This window comes from Paenibacillus sp. Paensp111 (genome assembly GCF_059492195.1).
This window is the reverse complement of record NZ_CP168527.1, coordinates 304,593-324,489: the sequence shown is the minus strand read 5'-3', so window position 1 is coordinate 324,489 and position 19,897 is coordinate 304,593. Positions and strand designations below refer to the sequence as shown.

Sequence of the window (19,897 nt, the reverse complement as noted above, 5' to 3'; positions counted from 1 at the left end):
ATGATAAACGAACTTGTATTCATTTACAACCTGCTACTGGAGAGGACAGATATAGAAGAAAGCCCCAGACACCCAGGTCTGGAGCTTCTTGGGCTTGAGTTCTCAGCTGAGCATATCCTTAGGTACGGATGTACACGCTGCAACTCACATTTTCAATTTGCTGGTGTAGATAATGTACATGTTTTTGAGCGGCATGCTTCCATTCGAATATTTGCGCGCGCCGGACTCGAAGTTCGTGTACAGCTGGCTTCCATATAGAGCGATTCCCTCGGACATCGGCGGCATGGTCAAAGAGCTGACCTGCTTGCCCCACGCGCCCCGTGTATAGATAAGCAGCTTACTAGAGTTATTACGTCCGCAGGATTGGCTGTATAAGGCGCGGTTCTTCGTAATTGCCATGCCCTGTACACGGTCAGGCGTGACCCACGAATAGGCAGCCTTCGGCTTCGACGGCAGATCGTCCTTGCTGTTCAGCTTATAAGCATAGGCACGACCCTTCGGGCCGGGATCACACATTTTTTTGCCTACATCTTCGCCGTCCATATATTCGCCTACCCACAGAACACCCTCCGCATAGGTTGCATAGGAAGCTTTGTGCCCCAGAGGATATCCCTTCATGACCACATTGCTGTAATCCTTCTTGCTGGACAAGGTGCTAAGCGGAATTTTATATACCGTCTTGCCGGATGCGATCCACAGATTGCTCTTGCTCACTGCAAGTCCGCCGGCATGTCCGGTATGCTTTTTGGTGCTGGATTCATAGAGATATAAGGTCTTGATCCGCTTCTTGGTTGTGGTGCTGGTAATTGCAATCGCAGTAGCTGTATTCCCGCTGCCACCCCAGTAATGAGACGTAATTACCCAATTCTTGCTCGGCACTACGGCAAGTCCTTGAGGAACCCATTCCTTATCCCCCGATAAGCCGGGAATCGCAGGTCCCTTTACCGACACCTTGTCAAAGGTGCTGTATTTGCTCGCAGCTTCCGCCTGTGTGTTCGGCCATGCGCTGAATGCCCCGAGAATCAAGGCGATGCCCAGCAGAACGGCCAGTTGTTGTCTTACCCATTTCTTAGTTGTCAACAATCTTCTCCCCTTTCCTATTATATTTAATACGGAAGAGGAAAATTTAAACAGGACTATTGGAACTAAATAGGGACGACAAGCGTCTCCTATCCCTGTCTAAGTGCTTCGGCCCCCAGTGCCAAAGCCCCGACCAAGCCAGCCCTATTCCCTAAACCCGGAGGAACGATGTAGTTGTCCAAATGATTCAATAATACTTCTGAGCTAACATAACCATTCAGGTTATGTCTGACCTGGTCCCGAATCATTCCGAAGAGCTGAGCCTGCTGCATGACTCCCCCGCCTAGAATAACTTTCTTTGGTGACAGCATCAGGATGGTCCCGGTTACCGCCCCCGCAATATAGTAGGCCTCCATCTCCCAGGCTTCATGCCCCTCTGGAAGCTCATGCCCTTTCACCTTCCAGCGTGCTTCAAGTGCCGGTCCTGCCGCCATTCCTTCTAGACAATCCCTGTGAAATGGGCATATTCCTTCAAATTTATCCTCTGGATGACGTCTCACCGGCACATGGCCGCCTTCGGGATGGACCAGCCCATGGACCAGTCTGCCTTCCGCATAGATACCCACGCCCACGCCGGTACCGATGGTATAGTAGACACAGCTATCCAGCCCCTGAGCTGCCCCCCATTTTGCCTCACCAAATGCGGCTGCATTCACATCTGTATCCCAGCCGTAAGGTACAGGGAAAGATTGCTTCAGCTTTCCGAGAAAATTATAATTAACCCACCCCGGCTTTGGGGTGGTTGTCACATATCCATAAGTCGGACTGGCTGGATCAAGATCAATCGGTCCGAAGGAACCGATCCCCATCGCATCAATCTGCTTGTCTTCAAAATAAGCTATGACGCGGTCCAAGGTCTCTTCTGGACGTTCCGTCGGGAAACTTACGCTGTCTTCGATAATCCCTTCTTCATTGCCGATCCCACAGACGAATTTCGTCCCCCCGGCTTCAATAGCACCTATACGCATACCCTATACCTCCTGCTCTCTAATTCTTTTCTTTCATTGTGACCGAACGCTATATAAGAAACAATAGAAACAGACTGCCCGCTAATGGGGCAGTCCATCTCATACATCTGCTGCTATCAGGCTTCCGAAGTCAGCGCATGAATTTCGAGTGAGTGCAGCTTGAAGTCGCCCTTCTCTGCAAGTAGTCCGAGTCCCTTAGCATTCGGATCCGGGAAGATCAGATCCGTGATCACCGCCTGCCCGCCGCTCGCAAATGCCTCCACGGATAAGCGATCCACGTACACTAAGAGATCAAGCCTTCCGTCTGCCGGTTCAGCTACCGCCGCTGTATGGCGACCAGCGAAGTCCTCATGAAATTCGGACTGACCCGCCCGTGTCCGATCCACATACAGCTCCTTGAGTCCAGAGTCATACCCGACAACCGTCTCCTGGTCCGCCGAAGTCCGGACTTTGAAGGCAAGGGACTCTTTCAAATCGAACACAGCTTTAATTGCATAACTGTCCAGCTGCAGTGCAGATAATGCAGACTGCGCCTCGGAGGCCCTAACTTCCTTAAGTGACACAACCGGTGGCCCTAATTGTCCAAGTTCCTGTACAGGCCGCTGAACGAGGGTTACCTTCCCGCTTCTTGTCTCCAGTGCAAGCTCTCTCGGGATCGTCATAGCCCCCCTCCAACTCACGAGTGGAGTGAGGCTCGCATATCTCCAGTTACTCATCCAGCCTAACCAGAGTGGATTTCCTCTTTCAGTAGTGATATTGCTCCAAGTGACGGCGGCATAACAATCGGAGCCGTGATCCACCCACTTTATATCGTCACCTGATGTCACCTGATCGTCCGGTATAAAGGTCGTTCCGTCAAATTCACCTACGAAATACATAATGCCTGATCCGCCTGCCGGAGGCTCGGGATCACTGTCGTTGATTCCATTGCGGTCACCTACACTGACGATCAGCACCCACTTTGTATTGCTCGGATTCCCGTCAACCGGAATCTGGATCAAATCGGGACATTCGTACACTCCTCGATGAGAACCTGCAACTTCAGCTCCAAATGAGCTGGCGTAGGACCACTCTTTCAAGTTCGGAGATTTATAGAACTCCACTCTGTCCTTAACTGCAAGCGTCATAATCCACTCCGAGGACGGGGCATACCAGAATACTTTGGGGTCCCGGAAATCGGCAGTATCAGCCGGAAGCAGTACTGGATTTCCATCGTACTTAGACCAAGTTCTTCCGTTATCCTTACTGTAAGCGATACTTTGGACCTGATCCTTTCCTGGTATGATCTTATTTCCAGCATTCGTATAGATAGCAACCAGACCTGAACCCTCCTCATTAAAGAAGCCGGTTCTGTTATCCTGATCCACGACAATACTACCTGAGAAAATCGCTCCGTTGTCATCGGGCGTTAGAGCAACTGAAAGCTCCTCCCAATGCAATAAATCCTTGCTCACCGCATGTCCCCAGTGCATATTAGCGAAGTCCGGCGTCGCTCTATGAGCCGTATACTGATAGAACAGGTGGTATTCCCCGCTGAAATACACCATTCCATTTGGGTCATTCATCCATCCTTCAGCGGGAGAATAGTGATACGCCGGGCGGTACTTCTGTATTGAACTAACACTCATGTATGATTGCTCCTTCGTACGGATTATGCCTTTTTCGCGTTTCTGTCATAACCCGTTTGTTTGATTTTCAGCCATTCTTGAAGGCCCAGACGGTTCAGCTCCTTCAAATAAGCCGGCCATTCCTCGTCTACCTTCCCGTTCTGATACCATTCTGTGCGTTTTCTCAGCACATAGGCGAACAAGTCCGTTTCGATTGCAGACAATCGGTCAAGCTCATCAATCGAGAAGAATACTCTAGGATAATTGTTGTCAGCCTGCATATGAGGAACCATAACCTTTTTCAAGATATCCATTCTCCATGCAGCGTCATCCGGCTTGGTAGTGAATTTACCGTAATATTCGTCCAGGATAGCCAACGGGCCGCCGATACTTGTCTTTTGTCTTAATTCGACCGGTGCCGTACCCTTAAGAGGCAGATGCTTCAGCATGTTCTTGGATTTGTCTAACTCGAAAATATTCTGCTGCTTGGTATCCCCGTAGGTACCCCAGTTGTCCTGAACAGATTGCAGCGGATCGTAGAGCTGATCGATCCACTTCGCGGTTTCCTCCAGCTTCTTATTCGAACTTGTAATGACCATGCTTCCGCGGTCAAAGCCCATTCCGTTAGTTCTTGTTACGTTAACATGGCCATCCGGACCTGCGAGGGGTGGCATAACATCATATTTATCATTCATTCCGGTGATATTAGCTTTGTCCCAAGTAAAGTACAGGCCATATCGATTGTCTTTACCTTTAGCCAGATAAGTGTTCCAGTCCTGCTGGGAAGATTCAACATCAATCAGACCTTGTTGATATAGATCATGGATGTACTTAACGGCTTCCTTGTATCCATCCTCAGCCGGAGTAAATACAACCTTGCCCTCGTTCGTCACAACCGCATGATCCCCATTCTCGCCAAGTCCAAATGAACCATATAAGAAGGCCAGATCTTCGCCTCCCGGCTTATCGATGAATGACAGCGGGATTTCGTCCGCTTTTCCATTCCCGTTCGGATCCTTGGTCTTGAAGGCAATCAAAACCTGCTTCAATTCTTCCGTAGTCGTTGGCATCTTCAGTCCTAATTTCTTAAGCCATTCCACATTGATCCAGGGAAGATCATCCACGGCTTGAATCGCTTCTTTCCCTGAACCGAGCTCCTCAATCCACGGGAACGAATAAATATGTCCATCCGGAGCTGTCATCATGGACTTGTATTCTGGGGCTGCTTCCAGCACTTTCTTAAGATTAGGCATGCTCTTCTCTATTAAATCTTCAACCGGTATAATCACGCCGTCTTTGGCAAGCTTAAGCAGATCATAGTCTGAGTAGCCTGCTGCAAAAATTCCATCCGGAAGATCTCCGCTGGCAACCGCCAGATTTCTTTTCTCTACGAAGACATCATTCGTGTAGTTCTTCCAATTGATATGGATCCCTGTCTTCTGCTCCAACCGCTGATTAATCAGCTTCTCATTCGGGTCTGCAGGTGCAAGTGCTGAGCTTTGGGTCAGAAAGTTAAGCGTTGTTTTACCATTCGGATCTTTGGAATCACTCTCATTGGACGAACTGCTGCAGCCGGAGAGCAGCAGCATTGCTGCGAGAACAGATACGGAGACTGTTTTTACATTTTTCATACCATGACCTCCAATTGTATAAGTAACAACACACTCAAGCTTTATGTCTAAGGCGTTCATTATTTCAATGAACCTACCATGACACCTTTCTCGAAATACTTTTGGAAAAATGGATACATTACCAGCAGCGGAAGACTTGAAATCACAATGGATGCGTATTTAATCATTTCAGAAAGACGCTTCAGCTCGGCCATGGCCAATTGATCGCCAATCATACCTGAAGCCGCCTGGTTCTGAATTAATATCGATCTTAGAACAAGCTGCAGCGGATGCAGATTCGGATTCTCCAGATAAATCATGGCATCGAAGTAAGAGTTCCATTGGCCGACGAACGCATATAGAGCAATGACGAATATAATTGGTTTGGACAAGGGAAGCACGATTCTGAAGAAGATCGTCCACTCGGATGCGCCATCCACGTTGGCCGCTTCCTTCAGCTCGTTAGGTACACCCTTGAAGAACGTTCTGGCCAGAATAATATCCCATACGTTCACGGCACCAGGGATCAAGATCGCCCATACGGTATCGAGCATACCCAGATTCTTCACAAGCAGGTACGTTGGAATTAACCCCCCGCCAAAGAACATCGTGATGACAAATAAGGTCATAAAAAGATTCCTGCCTACCAGTCCATCCACGGACATCGCGTACCCCGCAAAGACAGATACGGTAACCGTAATCAAGGCGAAGCTTACGGAGTAGAACACCGCGTTCACAAATCCTCGAACCATAGCCGGATTGGACAAGATCAGCTTATAGCCCTCCACGTTCCAGTCCGATATTTTAAAGGAAAGCCCTTGGGTCAACAGGACATTCGGATTCATAAATGAAGCTATAACGACATAAATCAGGGGAATCACAACGATCAGAACAGCCAGGCAAATCAGGATGTTATTGATGGTTAAAACAACACGGTCCATTCGGGAGTATTTAATATTCATATGGCAGCTCCTTTCCTAGTAAAGGCCCTCTCCCTCATTGAGTTTCTTGACAATAAAGTTCACCGTCATCAGCAAAATCACATTAATTACCGAGTTAAATAGGCCGACTGCAGCGGAATAAGCATAATCCCCGGCTTGCAGACCTACTTTGTATACATAGGTCGGTATAATCTCAGATGTAGGCAGGTTCATTGAAGTCTGCAGCAGGTAAGCCTTCTCGAAGCCCACCGACATAATGCCCCCGGCAGCCAAGATAAACACAATAGCCATAATTGGCTTGATCGTCGGCAGATCAATATGACGGATACGCTGCAGGATGTTGGCACCGTCCAGGCTTGCCGCATTATGCAGCTCGGGATCCACATTAGCCAGGGCAGCCACATAGATGATGGACGACCAGCCTGCAGCCTGCCATATACCTGACAAGATATAGACCCACCTGAAGTATTCAGGTTCCGTCATGAACATGACAGGTTTCCCGGTTAGAGATATAAAGATTTGATTGATAGGACCCGTTGGGGATAGGAAGATGAACAGCATGCCGACAATAACCACAACCGAAATAAAATTCGGGGCATAAAGGACAAGCTGAACATTCTTCTTAATCCCGGATTTACGAAGCTGATTCAGCATCAAGGCCAGAATAATGGGCACTGGGAACCCGCATATCAGTCCGTATAAGCTAAGCTTTAAAGTATTAAGGAAAATCACCTCAAAGTTAGGTGAGTTCAAAAACTTCTCGAAGTACTTGAGTCCAACCCAATCACTCCCGAGTATCCCCTTGATCGGACTGAAATCCTTAAACGCAATAATGGCCCCGTACATCGGAACATACTTGAAAATAAGCGTAAGGATTAATGCGGGTGCTAACAGCACATACAGAAAATAGTTCTTCCGGATAAATGCTAATTTACTTCGGACAGCTCTCTCACTCTTAGGTACAGCCGCTCTTTTATCGACTTCCACCAAGTTTTGCAATCCCCTTACCTCCAATCTTCATCATCAGGTTTACATTTGAACACAAGAAAGGGCTTTCATTTCGCTTCTGTTTTTACAATTTACCAAATATAAATTCAACAGTCAATACATTTTTGTAAATTTATTTTTACACATTTGACAAGTTGATTTGTTCATTTATAAGAGATTTTCTCGATTATTTTCTTATATTTCACTCAAATTTAGATAGAAACACCTAGATTTCTTGGTTTTAACATGGTTCAGTTCATCCGTTTTGGAGATTTTTTGAGACTCAAAGCAAACATTTGTAAAATAAAACCGGTTATATAATTATGGATTCTATATGTAATATCGAATTGTGCATTTGTAACTTTCTTGTTGCTATTTAACCTGAACTATTATACATTTAACATAGATAATTGTTAGCCATACTCGACGGTTGCTATTAGTAAAGGTGGAAGATCTAACTATGGCCAAAGAAAAAATTACGATACAGGATATTGCCGATTCTCTGGGGATATCCAGAAATACCGCATCCAAAGCACTGAATGGGAGTGACAGTATCCCTGCCGAGACCCGCAATAAGGTGATCAAGCGGGCCATCGAGCTGAAATATAAGCAATTTGCTTATGTAGAAACGGAGAACATTCTCCCTAAGAATCCCGGTAACATCGCCCTGTTGACATGTAACCTGCCAAACAGCTCGCACTTTGGTTCATTTCTGATTAGCGGACTAGAGAAGAGAATTAGCTCAGAAGGTTATAACTTATCGATTCATATTGTTCGGGAAGCCGAAATCAATACGCTCACGTTGCCCAACAACTTTGAGACTTCCAAAGTGGACGGCATCATCTGCATTGAGATGTTCAACAGCAAATATAGCGAACTCGTTAGCAGCTTAGGGCTGCCAACGATTTTTATAGACTGTGCTGCGGATATCTTTTACCCTGATCTCAAAGCCGATCTGCTGCTCATGGAGAATGAGCATAGTACCTACTTCATGACCCGGAAGCTTATTGAAAGCGGTTCCCATACGATAGGGTTCGTAGGGGACTACAACCACTGCAAGTCCTTCAATGAGAGATGGGTTGGTTACAACCGGGCTTTGATTGAAGCGCAGCGGCAGCTTAATTTGTCTCACTGCATTATTGATCAGGACCGTTTCTTTAGTGACAGCTGGCTAAGTGAACAATTAGAAGGCATGAAAGAACTGCCCTCCGCTTTCATTTGTGCCAATGACTTCCTCGCTGTGAGCTTAATGAAGGCGCTGAAGAATAGAGGGGTACAAATCCCGGGCGAGGTTAGGGTATGCGGGTTCGATGACGCGCCCGAGTCGCGAATTGTAGAGCCTCACCTGACTACGGTGCATATTTTCAATAACGAAATGGGCATTACCGCTGCGGAAATGCTGTTATCCAGGGTCAAGGATCCTTCTCATCCTTACCAGATCACTCACGTACGGACCGAGCCGATCTTCAGGGACTCTACAGGCATAATAGAGTAGCCATCATTCATAACAAATAGAGACACCCGGAAATCCGGGTGTCTCTTGGTATGCATAATAAGTGCTTGCGAAAAATGGATAACGGGTATTTGAGCTATAACGAAAGCGGAATTTCCTGTACCCCTCTTACAATCATACCCGGTCTCCATTCCAGTTCACTAGGCTTGGCATTCAGCTTCATATTAGGGTAACGCTGCAATAGACTGTTAATTGCGATTTCGCCTTCAAGCCGGGCCAGCGGTGCTCCAAGACAGAGGTGGATGCCCTTCCCAAACGCCAGATGAGGGCTCTTCTCCCTGGTGATATCAAATACATCCGGGGACTCAAACTGACTTGGGTCATGATTGGCTGAATTCAGCGCAATGATAACGAGGTCACCTTTCTTGAATTCCTTCCCCTTGAAATTAAAATCCTCCCTTGCCCATCGCCCAGTGCTAAATTCAACCGGGCCATTGAATCTAAGGGATTCTTCAATTGCGGTATGAATAAGCTCGGGCTGACGAACAAGCAGCTCAAGCTGATCCGGGTGCTGAAGCAAGGAGAGGATGCTGTTGCCGATCAAATTCACTGTCGTCTCGTGCCCAGCGATAATCAGCAGTGCGACAACGCCGTACAGCTCCTGCTCCGTAAGCCTGTCGCCTTCCTCTTCGGCTGCGATAAGCTGACTGATCATATCCTGTCCCGGTTCTGTCCGCAGCCGATCGAACAGCTGCCCCAAATACTGAATGAACTCATCCATGTGCTGCTTCAACTTGCCGGCATTTTCTTCACTGTAGCCTCCGATTAAGGTGTTGGACCAGAGGCGGAATTTGTCACGGTCCTCAGCTGGAATCCCCAGCATTTCACATATCACAATAATCGGGAGAGGAAAGGCAAATTCATCAATCAGATGGATCTCGTCTCTTCCGCTAAATCCATCCAGAAGCTCATCCGTAATCTCCTGTATCCGCCCTCTCATTCCCTCGATCATGACGGGGGTGAAGGATTGCTGCACAAGCCCCCGGAGCCTCTTATGATCCGGTGGATCAGAGAACAGCATACTTCGGGAGAAGATACTTTGCTCTCCATTCTGCCCCCCGTGCTTGACCACATCCTTGCTGAGTCTCGGGTCCTTGAAGGCCTCTACGGCATCCTCGTATCTCGTGATCATCCAGCCTTCAGTGCCTTGTGGAAAAACACATTTGTAAATAGGGTCCATCTCCCTCAGCTGGGCATAGACCGGATAAGGATTCTTCGTAAATTCTTTCGTAAATAGAGAACTGGCTACGGATTCATTTGAACTCAACGCTTATTCCCCTCCCGTACACGATTTATTTACTAAAGTCCATGTCTGTTAAGACTTGGTATAAATAGTATAGTCAGGATAAATGGGCAATTGCAAAAATCAGTAGGACTCTGATTGTTCTTCCGTCTGTAACGAGAATAGATTTTCCACAGGTACTCCGAAGACCCTAGCAAGTTTTAAAGCAAGAACCGTGCTGGGGATAAACTTTCCAACCTCCACGGTGTTAATGGTCTTTCTAGTTACACCCACCAGATTGGATAACTGCTCCTGCGTCAAATTCCGTTTGGCACGTTCTATCTTGATCGTGTTGATCAGAATCTCATTAGCCAACTTCAACTACCCCATTCTAATTGTAAGATCTCTCAAATTTGATGAATGCGAATGACGAACTCACTACGGCTACAAAAATGCTAATCGACGGAACAGCATTAATCGGGATGCTCAGAAATGGTAAAGCCACTAATAAAATCCCTTGCAGCACAAGTAAAACCCAGAATCCAACCGCATAAGATTTCAAGCTGATATGCTGGATGAACTCATCGTTGATCTGACGCGCTAACTCAGGATTTCGTCTTAAAAAAAAGTTAAGCCTCACTACTTTAATCAGGTATACCAACCAGACTAACCAGCCTGCTAAGGATATTACAGTGATCGTTATTCTTACAGCAGGATGAATAATTATGTCCGGGATGAACCATCTCAATAGGTCGGGAAGCTGCCACAAGGCAAAACCAACAAGACAACCAATCACGATCACCATCCGATTGCGGTGCAGCTGTTCTTTACTTACCACCATGTACGAACTCCTCCATAATTTCAAATTAATAATGTAACCTGTATTTACCATAATATAACCTATAGGTTACTTTGTAAATAATAACAATAATGTAAATTTACGATGGTTGTCCCTGTTCTCAAAATTATAAAACAAAAAGAAACCGTATCTTAGTAAAGTGGAATTGCGACCCACCATTTGAAAGAAGACGGCTTCTCTTTATAGATTCGATATACTTTGGATCACCTTTGCCTGCTATCTAGACCTTACAAGAGGATATTATCGTTCTGAGCTGACTCTGTGTCATGTCCGTCCGATTTCTTCTAGTTTCTCATCCAGCAGCCGGAAAGCTTCCGACAGCCTTTCCTTCGGCACTCCCGGGTACCGGTCACCTACACTGATCTCGAAATAACAGCCATTCTCGCGCAAAGTCTTAAGATTCGCCGTCAGTCCAATCCCGGTCTCTTCATAAAGACTGATTAACAGAGGTTCCAGCCTCTCCTTGTCCAGCTCTACATGTACATGGAACATATTCGAGACAGGTATGCATGGACGGGTTGAGATGCCGTGGCACTGGTTATACAAGGCTGCAAGCTCCTTGGCTTCCTCATAATACTGTTCCATTCGGCCGATGCGCTGGTCGAAATAATAGTCGGAGCTGAGGATGTAAGGATACAAGCTGATCAGATCGCCGCCGTGGCGTCTTTTCCATACCTTGGAGCGCTCTGTGAAGGCTTGATCTCCCGCCAAGATAGCTCCGGCGATGCCGCCAATACCTTTGTAGAAGGAGACATACACACTGTCGAATAGCGAGCAGATCTCGGCCGCGGACCGCTGATAGTAAGGCACGATCTCGAACAGCCTGGCTCCGTCCAGGTGCAGCTTGATCCCCTTCTCCTTGCAGTAGGCTGCGATCGCTTCGAGCTCCTCATATGCCGGCAGCTCTCCGCCAATCTCACGCTGAGGCAGCTCCAGCAGGAGGCAGGCAATGTCCTCCTTCATATTCTGGATATCTTCGAGCTTAATCAGCCTGTCCTTATCCGCCAGCAGAACCGGTTCAATATGGTGAAGCTCCTTCATGCCATCCTGCTCGTGAATCTCCAGATGACAAAGCGGGTGATAGGCCACCCGCCGAAGCCCCTTCTGATCACACCAGATCCGCAGGGCAATCTGCTGGGCCATCGTTCCGCTTGGGAAGAATACGGCAGTATCTTTGCCGAGATAAGACGCTATTTTACTCTGGAAATCTTCTATAATTCCGCCTGTCCCATACACATCACTGTCCAGGTCTCCATCTATATGGGCAAGTGCCTCCTTCAGCACGTCAACGTTCCTTAAGCCATGCCCGGGCACCGGATAGGCTGTCTTCGCAAAGGCCTCCGCCAAGCTTATAACGCTCATGGTTATATCCCCTCTTCATTAACTTAATCATTCGCTCTTCCTCTATATCGTAAATCACCTTATAGCGATAAGCAAAACCGCTGGTCCTATTCCTGCAGCCGATAACCAGTATCCTCCAGGTCACCGATAATATTCAAAAAACTGCCATGCTCCCCGGTCTCTGACGAGATGAAAAAAGCTCAGCGGTGTGCTACAATACTGGAATTGCAACATCTTAGGGAGGGTAATCGAATCACCATGCTTATCATTGGTATCGCCGGCGGCACCGGCTCTGGCAAATCAACCGTTGCCCGCTCAGTCATCCACCGTCTTGGCTCAGATAAAGTCACCTTTATATCTCAGGATAACTACTATAAGGACCATTCGCATCTCAGTATGAGCGAACGGGAAGCGATCAATTATGATCATCCCTTCGCCTTTGATAACGAGCTGCTTACCCAGCATCTTCTTCTTCTGAAGGAGGGCAAGCCCGCGCAGGCTCCGGTATATGACTTCACTGTACATGCCCGTTCCACTGTAGAGACTGTGGAGTTGAGGCCGAACAATATCGTCATTCTCGAGGGACTACATGTCCTCTCTGATGAGAAGCTCCGCGAGCAGCTTGATATTAAAGTATTCGTCGACACCGATCCCGATGTGCGAATCCTGCGCCGGGTCCTGCGGGATATCGAGGAGCGCGGCAGAACGATTCAATCGATCCACCAGCAGTATCTGGCTACGGTCAAGCCTATGCATGAGGCTTTTATCGAGCCTTCCAAGAAATACGCCGACCTGATCATCCCTGAAGGCGGGGAGAATGAAGTCGGCATTCAGCTGCTGTCCGTACTAACCGAGAAGTATCTTACGGGCGACCGGACCTGGGGTGAAGCTTGAAGAATGAGTCAGCTGAACCCGGTTCGATTTAAGCCAGACCGTTCTGCATCTGATGCAGAACAACTAAGGGACGTCATGATGACGTCCCTTTTGTTAGTTATCCTTATTTCTTGGTTTTCTTCTCGATACATATGACATGGTTATTAATGCTCATGACTACCAGATTCTCATTAACCGCATAAATCTCGGGGTAGGACAAATCATTGTTATACATCCAGAGCACAAACCTTGGCTTTCCAGTAAAATCAAGCGAGTACACCGCTCCCGCATTAGTTCCAAAATATACGTTTCCCTTGTTGTCGGAATCCAAGCTGCCACTGAATAAGCTCATCCCACTATTTCTCTCAAACTTACCTAATTGGTAAGTCCATTTAGGCTTGCCTGTGAAGTAATTTTCGTTGGTGAGGACATTACTCTTCTCATTGATTTTATAACTCCCACCATGGCGATCACTATGTGATAATTTTTGGTTGATAATTGCCGGGTCTGTTATCTGCACGAGACCCTGTTCGGTCATCTTATAAAGCTTCGTGTGCTGAAGACTAAAGTCATCAGAGTAGGTATATTCACCCAAGATGTTTGCTCCATCGGCATAGTAGAATGTATTACTATTTTTCAACTGATAATCACGCGCCCAATTTACAGTTCCATTTACACTTAGTGACACAAGAGTCTCATCTATCTTCAAATAAATATTTCCTTCATTGTCAGTAAGGATCGATTGAGCTTGAGTTGTGTCTAAACTCCCATTCTTGGTAGGAACTTCTGCTAGCAACCAGTTGGTCTTACCGTCTGGCTTAATAGATAACAGGCCTTTATCTGTAATGACGAGATAATTCCCTTTGGAATCGCCTGCATCTATGATTGAAAAGGCTGACTCATCCTCGAACCATGGAACGACTCGCATATCAACCGAGGATAGTGTTGTCATATTACCTGAAACGTCATATCGCGTAACATTTGTGCGATAGACATCTTTTGATAGGCGGTCACCTTCCGTGGAAGAAACTGTATAGTACGTATGATCACTGCCGATTGTAGGTTGAAGTTGACTATCCCATTTAAAGGGCTTCTTCCATACTACAGACCCAGTCAAGGGATTAACTAACATTAACTCATCAAAATCATTGACATACACCAAGCCTTTAGGTCCTTCGTTTAATTCGTAATGTTGAAAGGGACTTGGATCGGTCATGGACCATTTCATTTTGTATTCACTTGAATTCTTTAAGACCCACGGCTTACCCCGGTCATCCTTGATAGGCAGGTTCTGGGTAATATCCAAAGGGTTCTTCGGACTCGCTGCACCCATACTCACCATTAATACAATACTTAAAATCCCCAATCTTAACAGTACCTTTTTCATTTCGCACATCCTTTGAGAGAATAGGGCCTTTTCCATATTTAGCCTATACTTATAGTTCGTCAACCCTAGTCTGGTTTCCTACTCCCCTTCCTAACATCCCACACATTAAATATGCTACAATACTATTGAAATGTAAGTGCTTACTTACTGCTCTAATATCTATAAAGATCTAGACTGCCAGGAACCATACTAACTATTTGGAATGAACTAATGAAGTCATCAATCACTCAGTCTTTAGTTCAATCCATATCAAAGGAGATCTTAATGATGGTAAATGTAACAGGTAAATGGGCCCTTATTACAGGAGCAAGCAGGGGTGTTGGTTATCAGACCGCCCTATTCATGGCCAAGCAGGGCTGTAATCTTATCCTTCACAGCCGAAGTCTTGAGCATTCGAGCAAGGTTGAAGAAGAGGTGAAGGCGCTTGGCGTAGAAGCCTATAGTGTACAAGCTGAACTTGCCAATCACGATGAAGTGGTAGCCATGCTGGATGAGATAGAAGCCAAGGGTACCCCTGTAGATATTGTCTTCAACAATGCTGCCGTGCAAATTGCTTATAGAGAAGACTACTGGAACACACCTACCGAGGATTTCGAGATGAGCTTCCGGATTAACTTCATCTCCATTGCCACGATCTGTAACCGCTTAATTCCTAAGATGATTGAACGCGGCTTCGGACGGGTGATCAATACCACCAGTGGAATCAAGAATGAGCCTGAGCAGGCTGGTTATGCAGCTAGCAAAGCGGCTCTTGATAAATTCACGAAGGACCTGGCTTCCCGGCTTGACGAAACCGATGTCGTAATCAGCCTGACGGATCCGGGCTGGTGCAGAACGGATCTTGGAGGCCCTCAGGCTCCGAACTCCGTGGATACCGTTATCCCCGGGATCGCTGTAGGCGCATTCGTGGATGACAAGAAGAGCGGCCGCTTCCTGCATGCACAGAATTTCACCGGCATGTCACTCGAGGAAGCTGTAGCCAAGGCCGAGACGATGGAAGCTACTCCTTATGTAATTTAATAAGACGAGACAAGCCCGGTACTTGGCCACCTGCCAAATACCGGGCTTGTCTCCATCCCTTGTTCCTGCCTGCTTCCCGCAGGACCGAGGGTTACTTCGCAGTTACACCGCCATCAACAGGAAGTTCAATCCCTGTAATATAGGCCGACTCATCGGAGGCGAGGAACAGCACCGCTTGAGCAACTTCAGAGGCTTGGCCCACGCGAGGCAGCGCAGTCTGGGATAAGAACCATTTCAGCATCTGCTCGTTATGAACAAATTCCGAGCTCATTGGCGTCTCGATAAAGCCCGGATGAACAGAGTTGACCCGGATGTTATGCTTACCGAAGTCCACAGCCGCTGCTTTGCTGAGCATACGGACTCCGCCCTTGGAAGCTGTATAAGCGCCGGCTCCGCTGCTGCCTGTAAGTCCTGCAATCGAGGAAATGTTGATAATCGATCCCCCGTTATTCTCGATCATGTGCGGAACCACATACTTCATCCCCAGGAAAGTGCTCGTCAGGTTAATGTGGATGACTTTGTTCCACTGCTCAAGGCTGGTGTCCAGCAGGCCCACAGCAAGTGAAACACCCGCATTATTCACGAGTACATCCACTTTCCCAAAAGACTTCATGCTGTCCTCCACCACATGCTTCCAATCCTCTTCAAGAGTTACGTTGTGCGCATAAGCTGCAGCCTTTCCGCCGCTTTCCTTAATTTCCTTGGCAACTGCCTGCACGGCGGCTTCATTGATATCTGTAACCACCACTGTAGCTCCTTCTGCAGCAAGCAGCAAGGCCTCCTCGCGGCCCATTCCACTTCCAGCTCCTGTTACAATCGCGATTTTATTCGTAAGACGACCCATATTAAATATCCCCTTTAATGGAAAATTATAATTTAATGATAGTCATAATATCACTGTGATATACATCATATCATTCTGGGTTGCTAAACTCAATTTGCTCTTGTATGTGAATTAATGGGTGGATATAATAAGTTGTCTATAAGGAATGAACGGAGGCGCTAGCCAATGGATCCCAAAGCCAGATATGCGAAGGAACGCACAATCAGCAGGCAGAATCGCACTGCGGTTATTTTGGAGACTGCCGAGCGGGTATTTACCCTTAAAGGAATCGACAAGACTACCATGCAGGACATAGCCATGGAGGCTAATATCGGGATTGCCACGCTGTTCCGGTATTTCCCCAAAAAAGAGAAGCTCATTGTCGCGGTGGCCACCAAGCTGCTTGAACCGACTCTTCAACGATTCGCTGAAATTGCCAATCTGTCCATATCCAGTCTGGACAAGCTGAGTGAATTATTTGACTATTTTATCGAAGATCATCAGAATCCCGGCACTAAATTAATGAGTGACTTTGAAAGCTATGCTTCTCACACCAGCGAACCGCTTGAGGACATGGATAAATTCAAAGAACTTAACCAGAAAATTGCCGATGAGTTCTCAAAAATTATTCAGGCTGGAATACAGGACGGTTCCATTCGTTCAGATCTTTCCACCCAGGAGACCCTGCTTACCGTCATTAACGCCTTCGGCTTGTTCTCCAAGAAGCTTTCACTTAAAGCCAGCTTTCTCGTGCTAGAGTCCGACCTGGAATCAACCCGGCAGCTTGTGATCTTGAAGAATATAATGATCGACTATTTGAAAGCAGACTAAAAAAGGTGTCCCAAGCAGCCATAGCCATGGCTCCTTGGAACACCTTTGTTTGTTTGATATCTATAGTTTTAGCTTTTTAATATTGATCAGATATATATTCTTAAGCGGATAAGGGCTTCCTTGATATTTGGACGCCCCAGATTCAAACAGGGTATAGAGCTCGCTGCCGAAGAACGCGATTCCTTCAGCCATAGGAGGCAGAGTCACAGAGCGGAGCTTCTTAACGGGCATGCTTGCCGAGTAGAACAACAGCTTGCTGGACACGTCCCGGCCGCAGGATTGACTGTACACGATGTAATCCTTCGAGACGGCCATTCCCTGGATCCGGTCCGGGGTAGTCCGGGTGTAGGAAGCCTTCGGATTAACCGGAAGGTCGTCGCTGGAATTCAGCTTGTAGCCGTACAATCTGCCGCTTGGACCAGCGTCACAGGTTGTTTTCCCACTATCCTTGCCGTCCATATACTCGCCAACCCACAGCACCCCGTCCGAGTATGCGGCATAGGAAGCCTTATGCTTCACAGGGTAACCTGTCATCATTACCCGGCTGTTGTCCTTCTTCTCCGAAAGGGTACTGAGCGGGATCTTGTAAATAGTGTAGCCCGAGACGATCCACAGATGGTCCTTGCTTACCGCAAGCCCTCCGACATTCCCCATGTGCGGAATGATCGGATTATCATAGAGATACAGCGTCTTGATCCGCTTCTTCGTCTTGGTGCTCGTGATCACAATCCCCGATACCTGCCAGCTGTTCTCCTGCCCGCGGTAGTGGGAGGTGATCACCCAGTCCTTCGAGGGGACAAGGGCAAGACCCTGCGGCACCCATGTGCTTCCATTCCCCAGACCGGCAATAGGCGGCCCTTTAACCGACGCATTTCTGAAAGCACCATATTGATCTGCAGCTGCGGCTGGCTTCCCTCCTATTCCCACGAACGTTCCACATATAAGAGCAAAGCCTAATAACCCCAGTATCCCCTGCCTAACCCACTTTCTTAAATCCAACTCTATCTCTCCCCCTATCAGCTTGTCTCCTCCGTACATATGTTAACACAGTATTAAGTAGAGAATAACCAAAAGAGGGGTGGGCCAAACAGGAAATGTTCGGTAGGTCTATAGAATTACACGGTGATTCCCCCGGTCTCCTTCCTGCCCGGCTTCTGCCGCTGGGCTGCCTTCAAGGACGTCCGGGTTCTCAGCAAGTGGTACAGATTGGCGATAAGCAGTCCGATAAACAAGTACATTAATCCGCCAAAAAGTCCGTAAATGACTACTCCTGTAACCGATGCAAGGACGCCGAAGACGATCTGGTCCTTCACTTTAGCCGGTGATGTCGGGGGATCTGTAAGCATGAACAGCCCAAAGAACAAGGTCGCATTGATAAAAGGAGCACGCAGCGCATCCGAGGCATCTCCTGTATGAAGCATGCCCATCCCAAGTAACAGCAGGAAGGTTACTCCGAGGAAAGAGAACACCTGGGGGTATTTATTCACCCGGCTGACCACAGGGTACCCCATGGCCAGAAGAAGAAGGACGACCCACGGAGACAGATCTCCAAAAGCCCCCCACCAGCTCTGTCCGCTATCGAAGATGAGGATGGACACGAGCAGACCGAAGGCTGCCGGATTGAAGACCGGCTTCCTGCGATACACCAGCAGATGCTTGGATAGGATCGAGATGCCGGCAGTTGCCGCAACGACGAACCAGGACGCGGTCGAACTCAGGACTAGGGCAATAATCAGGCCTGTCACCACGGCGCCGTCAGGCAGCAGTCTTTTTCTTTTCTCAATGAGGCCAAGAAGAACATCCACAACTCCACAGACCCCCACGGCTATTCCCGCATTACGAATACCCTCCAAATCCTGTGACCCGGCTGAAGCCAGAATCAGACAGACCAGCATGGCCGCCATGACATAGGCCTTTGGAGATTTGATCCATTGTCTAATTGTCATTCCTTATTCCTCCTGTCTGCTCCATATGCAGATCATCTGTAACCCAGATTCCAGTTAGGCCAGCTTCTTCGATCAGCCTCTTCCCACCCTCTGCCCCAAGCAGAAACGATGCGGTGGAGAACGTATCCGCCATCATGGCGAAAGGCGCGATGACAGAACAGCTGACTAAGTCCCGGGGAGATACTCCTGTCTCTGGATATATAATATGGTGAGTATGAGGCACCACAGCGCTTATGCGCTCATAGCTGCCTGAAGTGCAGATAGCCTGATTGGTAAGATCTAGCGAGTGTATGGTCTTGGCTGGGTCAGCCGGATGCTGAATGTCAATGGTCCACGGCTTCCCTAGTGCATTCACTCCACCCGCATACAGGTCTCCCCCGGCATTAATCATAAAGCCAGGAAATCCCTTCAGCTCGCTGGCTGCCAGATCAATAGCCAAGCCCTTCGCCACCGCTCCAAGATCCATTACCAGAGGCTGTTTGAGCAGCAGTGTATGTTCACGGTCATCAAGTATAATATCCCGATAGGTAACCTTACGCGAGGCAGGAGTCTGGATCGCCTCACCCGTGAGATAATGGATATTGAAGCCATGCTTCTCCATCCATCCGCCTACGGCAGGATCGAATATACCTTGTGTCCACTCCGCCATTTCGAGTGCGAACTTGAGAGGCTCATACAGCAGTGCACTCACCTTGACCGGACTTCCGATCTGTCTGCATGCTCTCATGAGTTCACTGTCCGGGCTGAATCGGCTGCACGTCATTTCAACCCTCCGAAAGGCCTCGAAGGCCCGGGTCATCTGAGCTTCGGCCTCTTCACGCCGGCGGACATCGCCTATTACGATTTGGATATCTACTACGGTATCCATATAAAGTTTGGTTTTTCTCAT

19 protein-coding genes are annotated in these 19,897 nt (G+C 47.7%); 4 read left to right on the top strand and 15 right to left on the bottom strand.

The features are described 5' to 3' along the window. Positions 1 to 144: 144 nt before the first annotated feature. From ACEN86_RS01690 to ACEN86_RS01665, 6 genes are all read right to left on the bottom strand, one after another. Positions 145 to 1,080: a hypothetical protein gene (locus ACEN86_RS01690; RefSeq protein WP_495632657.1), complete on the bottom strand. Its 936-nt coding sequence runs from the start codon at positions 1,078 to 1,080 to the stop codon at positions 145 to 147. Between the two features lie 89 nt (positions 1,081 to 1,169). Further along, the gene (locus tag ACEN86_RS01685; RefSeq protein ID WP_495632656.1) at positions 1,170 to 2,048 is read right to left on the bottom strand and encodes an ROK family protein; all 879 of its coding nucleotides are present in this window, start codon (positions 2,046 to 2,048) and stop codon (positions 1,170 to 1,172) included. 116 nt (positions 2,049 to 2,164) lie between these two features. Continuing rightward, on the bottom strand, positions 2,165 to 3,676 hold the full coding sequence (locus ACEN86_RS01680) for a glycoside hydrolase family 32 protein (protein WP_495632655.1): 1,512 nt from the start codon (positions 3,674 to 3,676) through the stop codon (positions 2,165 to 2,167). A 23-nt stretch (positions 3,677 to 3,699) separates the two neighbouring features. Continuing rightward, a complete protein-coding gene (locus ACEN86_RS01675; RefSeq protein WP_495632654.1) occupies positions 3,700 to 5,286 on the bottom strand; it encodes an ABC transporter substrate-binding protein in 1,587 nt (528 codons plus the stop codon). Between the two features lie 59 nt (positions 5,287 to 5,345). Continuing rightward, positions 5,346 to 6,227, bottom strand: a complete 882-nt coding sequence (locus tag ACEN86_RS01670) for a carbohydrate ABC transporter permease (protein WP_495632653.1) — start codon at positions 6,225 to 6,227, stop codon at positions 5,346 to 5,348. Between the two features lie 15 nt (positions 6,228 to 6,242). After that, entirely contained in the window at positions 6,243 to 7,196 is a 954-nt protein-coding gene (locus ACEN86_RS01665) for an ABC transporter permease (RefSeq protein ID WP_495634187.1), read from the bottom strand. Between the two features lie 457 nt (positions 7,197 to 7,653). Here ACEN86_RS01665 and ACEN86_RS01660 point away from each other — a divergent pair, with 457 nt between their 5' ends. Continuing rightward, entirely contained in the window at positions 7,654 to 8,688 is a 1,035-nt protein-coding gene (locus ACEN86_RS01660; RefSeq protein WP_495632652.1) for a LacI family DNA-binding transcriptional regulator, read from the top strand. A gap of 94 nt (positions 8,689 to 8,782) precedes the next feature. On the opposite strand, the gene ACEN86_RS01655 is transcribed toward ACEN86_RS01660, so the two are convergent. The 4 genes from ACEN86_RS01655 to ACEN86_RS01640 all read right to left on the bottom strand — a co-directional run bounded on the left by ACEN86_RS01655 (position 8,783) and on the right by ACEN86_RS01640 (position 12,149). Then, complete coding sequence (locus ACEN86_RS01655) at positions 8,783 to 9,973, bottom strand: cytochrome P450 family protein (protein ID WP_495632651.1); 1,191 nt, start codon at positions 9,971 to 9,973, stop codon at positions 8,783 to 8,785. Positions 9,974 to 10,072: 99 nt separating this feature from the next. Beyond that, entirely contained in the window at positions 10,073 to 10,303 is a 231-nt protein-coding gene (locus ACEN86_RS01650) for a helix-turn-helix transcriptional regulator (protein WP_495632650.1), read from the bottom strand. A gap of 16 nt (positions 10,304 to 10,319) precedes the next feature. Continuing rightward, positions 10,320 to 10,769 (bottom strand): hypothetical protein, encoded by a 450-nt coding sequence (locus ACEN86_RS01645; RefSeq protein WP_495632649.1) that lies wholly within the window; start codon positions 10,767 to 10,769, stop codon positions 10,320 to 10,322. Positions 10,770 to 11,051: 282 nt separating this feature from the next. Then, entirely contained in the window at positions 11,052 to 12,149 is a 1,098-nt protein-coding gene (locus ACEN86_RS01640) for a threonine aldolase family protein (RefSeq protein ID WP_495632648.1), read from the bottom strand. A 237-nt stretch (positions 12,150 to 12,386) separates the two neighbouring features. Between ACEN86_RS01640 and udk the strand changes: the two genes are divergently transcribed. Further along, positions 12,387 to 13,022: a uridine kinase gene (gene udk / locus ACEN86_RS01635; protein WP_495632647.1), complete on the top strand. Its 636-nt coding sequence runs from the start codon at positions 12,387 to 12,389 to the stop codon at positions 13,020 to 13,022. A gap of 103 nt (positions 13,023 to 13,125) precedes the next feature. On the opposite strand, the gene ACEN86_RS01630 is transcribed toward udk, so the two are convergent. Continuing rightward, a complete protein-coding gene (locus ACEN86_RS01630; protein WP_495632646.1) occupies positions 13,126 to 14,388 on the bottom strand; it encodes a hypothetical protein in 1,263 nt (420 codons plus the stop codon). A gap of 264 nt (positions 14,389 to 14,652) precedes the next feature. On the opposite strand from ACEN86_RS01630, the gene ACEN86_RS01625 reads away from it, so the two are divergent. Then, complete coding sequence (locus tag ACEN86_RS01625; protein WP_495632645.1) at positions 14,653 to 15,408, top strand: SDR family NAD(P)-dependent oxidoreductase; 756 nt, start codon at positions 14,653 to 14,655, stop codon at positions 15,406 to 15,408. A gap of 91 nt (positions 15,409 to 15,499) precedes the next feature. Here ACEN86_RS01625 and ACEN86_RS01620 read toward each other — a convergent pair whose 3' ends face one another. Beyond that, positions 15,500 to 16,252 carry an SDR family NAD(P)-dependent oxidoreductase gene (locus ACEN86_RS01620; RefSeq protein WP_495632644.1) on the bottom strand — a complete coding sequence of 251 codons (753 nt, stop codon included), beginning with the start codon at positions 16,250 to 16,252 and terminating at the stop codon, positions 15,500 to 15,502. Positions 16,253 to 16,417: 165 nt separating this feature from the next. Here ACEN86_RS01620 and ACEN86_RS01615 point away from each other — a divergent pair, with 165 nt between their 5' ends. Beyond that, the gene (locus ACEN86_RS01615; protein WP_495632643.1) at positions 16,418 to 17,062 is read left to right on the top strand and encodes a TetR/AcrR family transcriptional regulator; all 645 of its coding nucleotides are present in this window, start codon (positions 16,418 to 16,420) and stop codon (positions 17,060 to 17,062) included. A 60-nt stretch (positions 17,063 to 17,122) separates the two neighbouring features. On the opposite strand, the gene ACEN86_RS01610 is transcribed toward ACEN86_RS01615, so the two are convergent. From ACEN86_RS01610 to ACEN86_RS01600, 3 genes are all read right to left on the bottom strand, one after another. Beyond that, entirely contained in the window at positions 17,123 to 18,061 is a 939-nt protein-coding gene (locus tag ACEN86_RS01610; RefSeq protein ID WP_495632642.1) for a hypothetical protein, read from the bottom strand. Between the two features lie 116 nt (positions 18,062 to 18,177). Continuing rightward, a complete protein-coding gene (locus ACEN86_RS01605; protein WP_495632641.1) occupies positions 18,178 to 19,008 on the bottom strand; it encodes an RnfABCDGE type electron transport complex subunit D in 831 nt (276 codons plus the stop codon). After that, positions 18,998 to 19,897, bottom strand: a complete 900-nt coding sequence (locus ACEN86_RS01600) for an FAD:protein FMN transferase (RefSeq protein WP_495632640.1) — start codon at positions 19,895 to 19,897, stop codon at positions 18,998 to 19,000. The genes ACEN86_RS01605 and ACEN86_RS01600 overlap by 11 nt, the downstream gene beginning before the upstream one ends.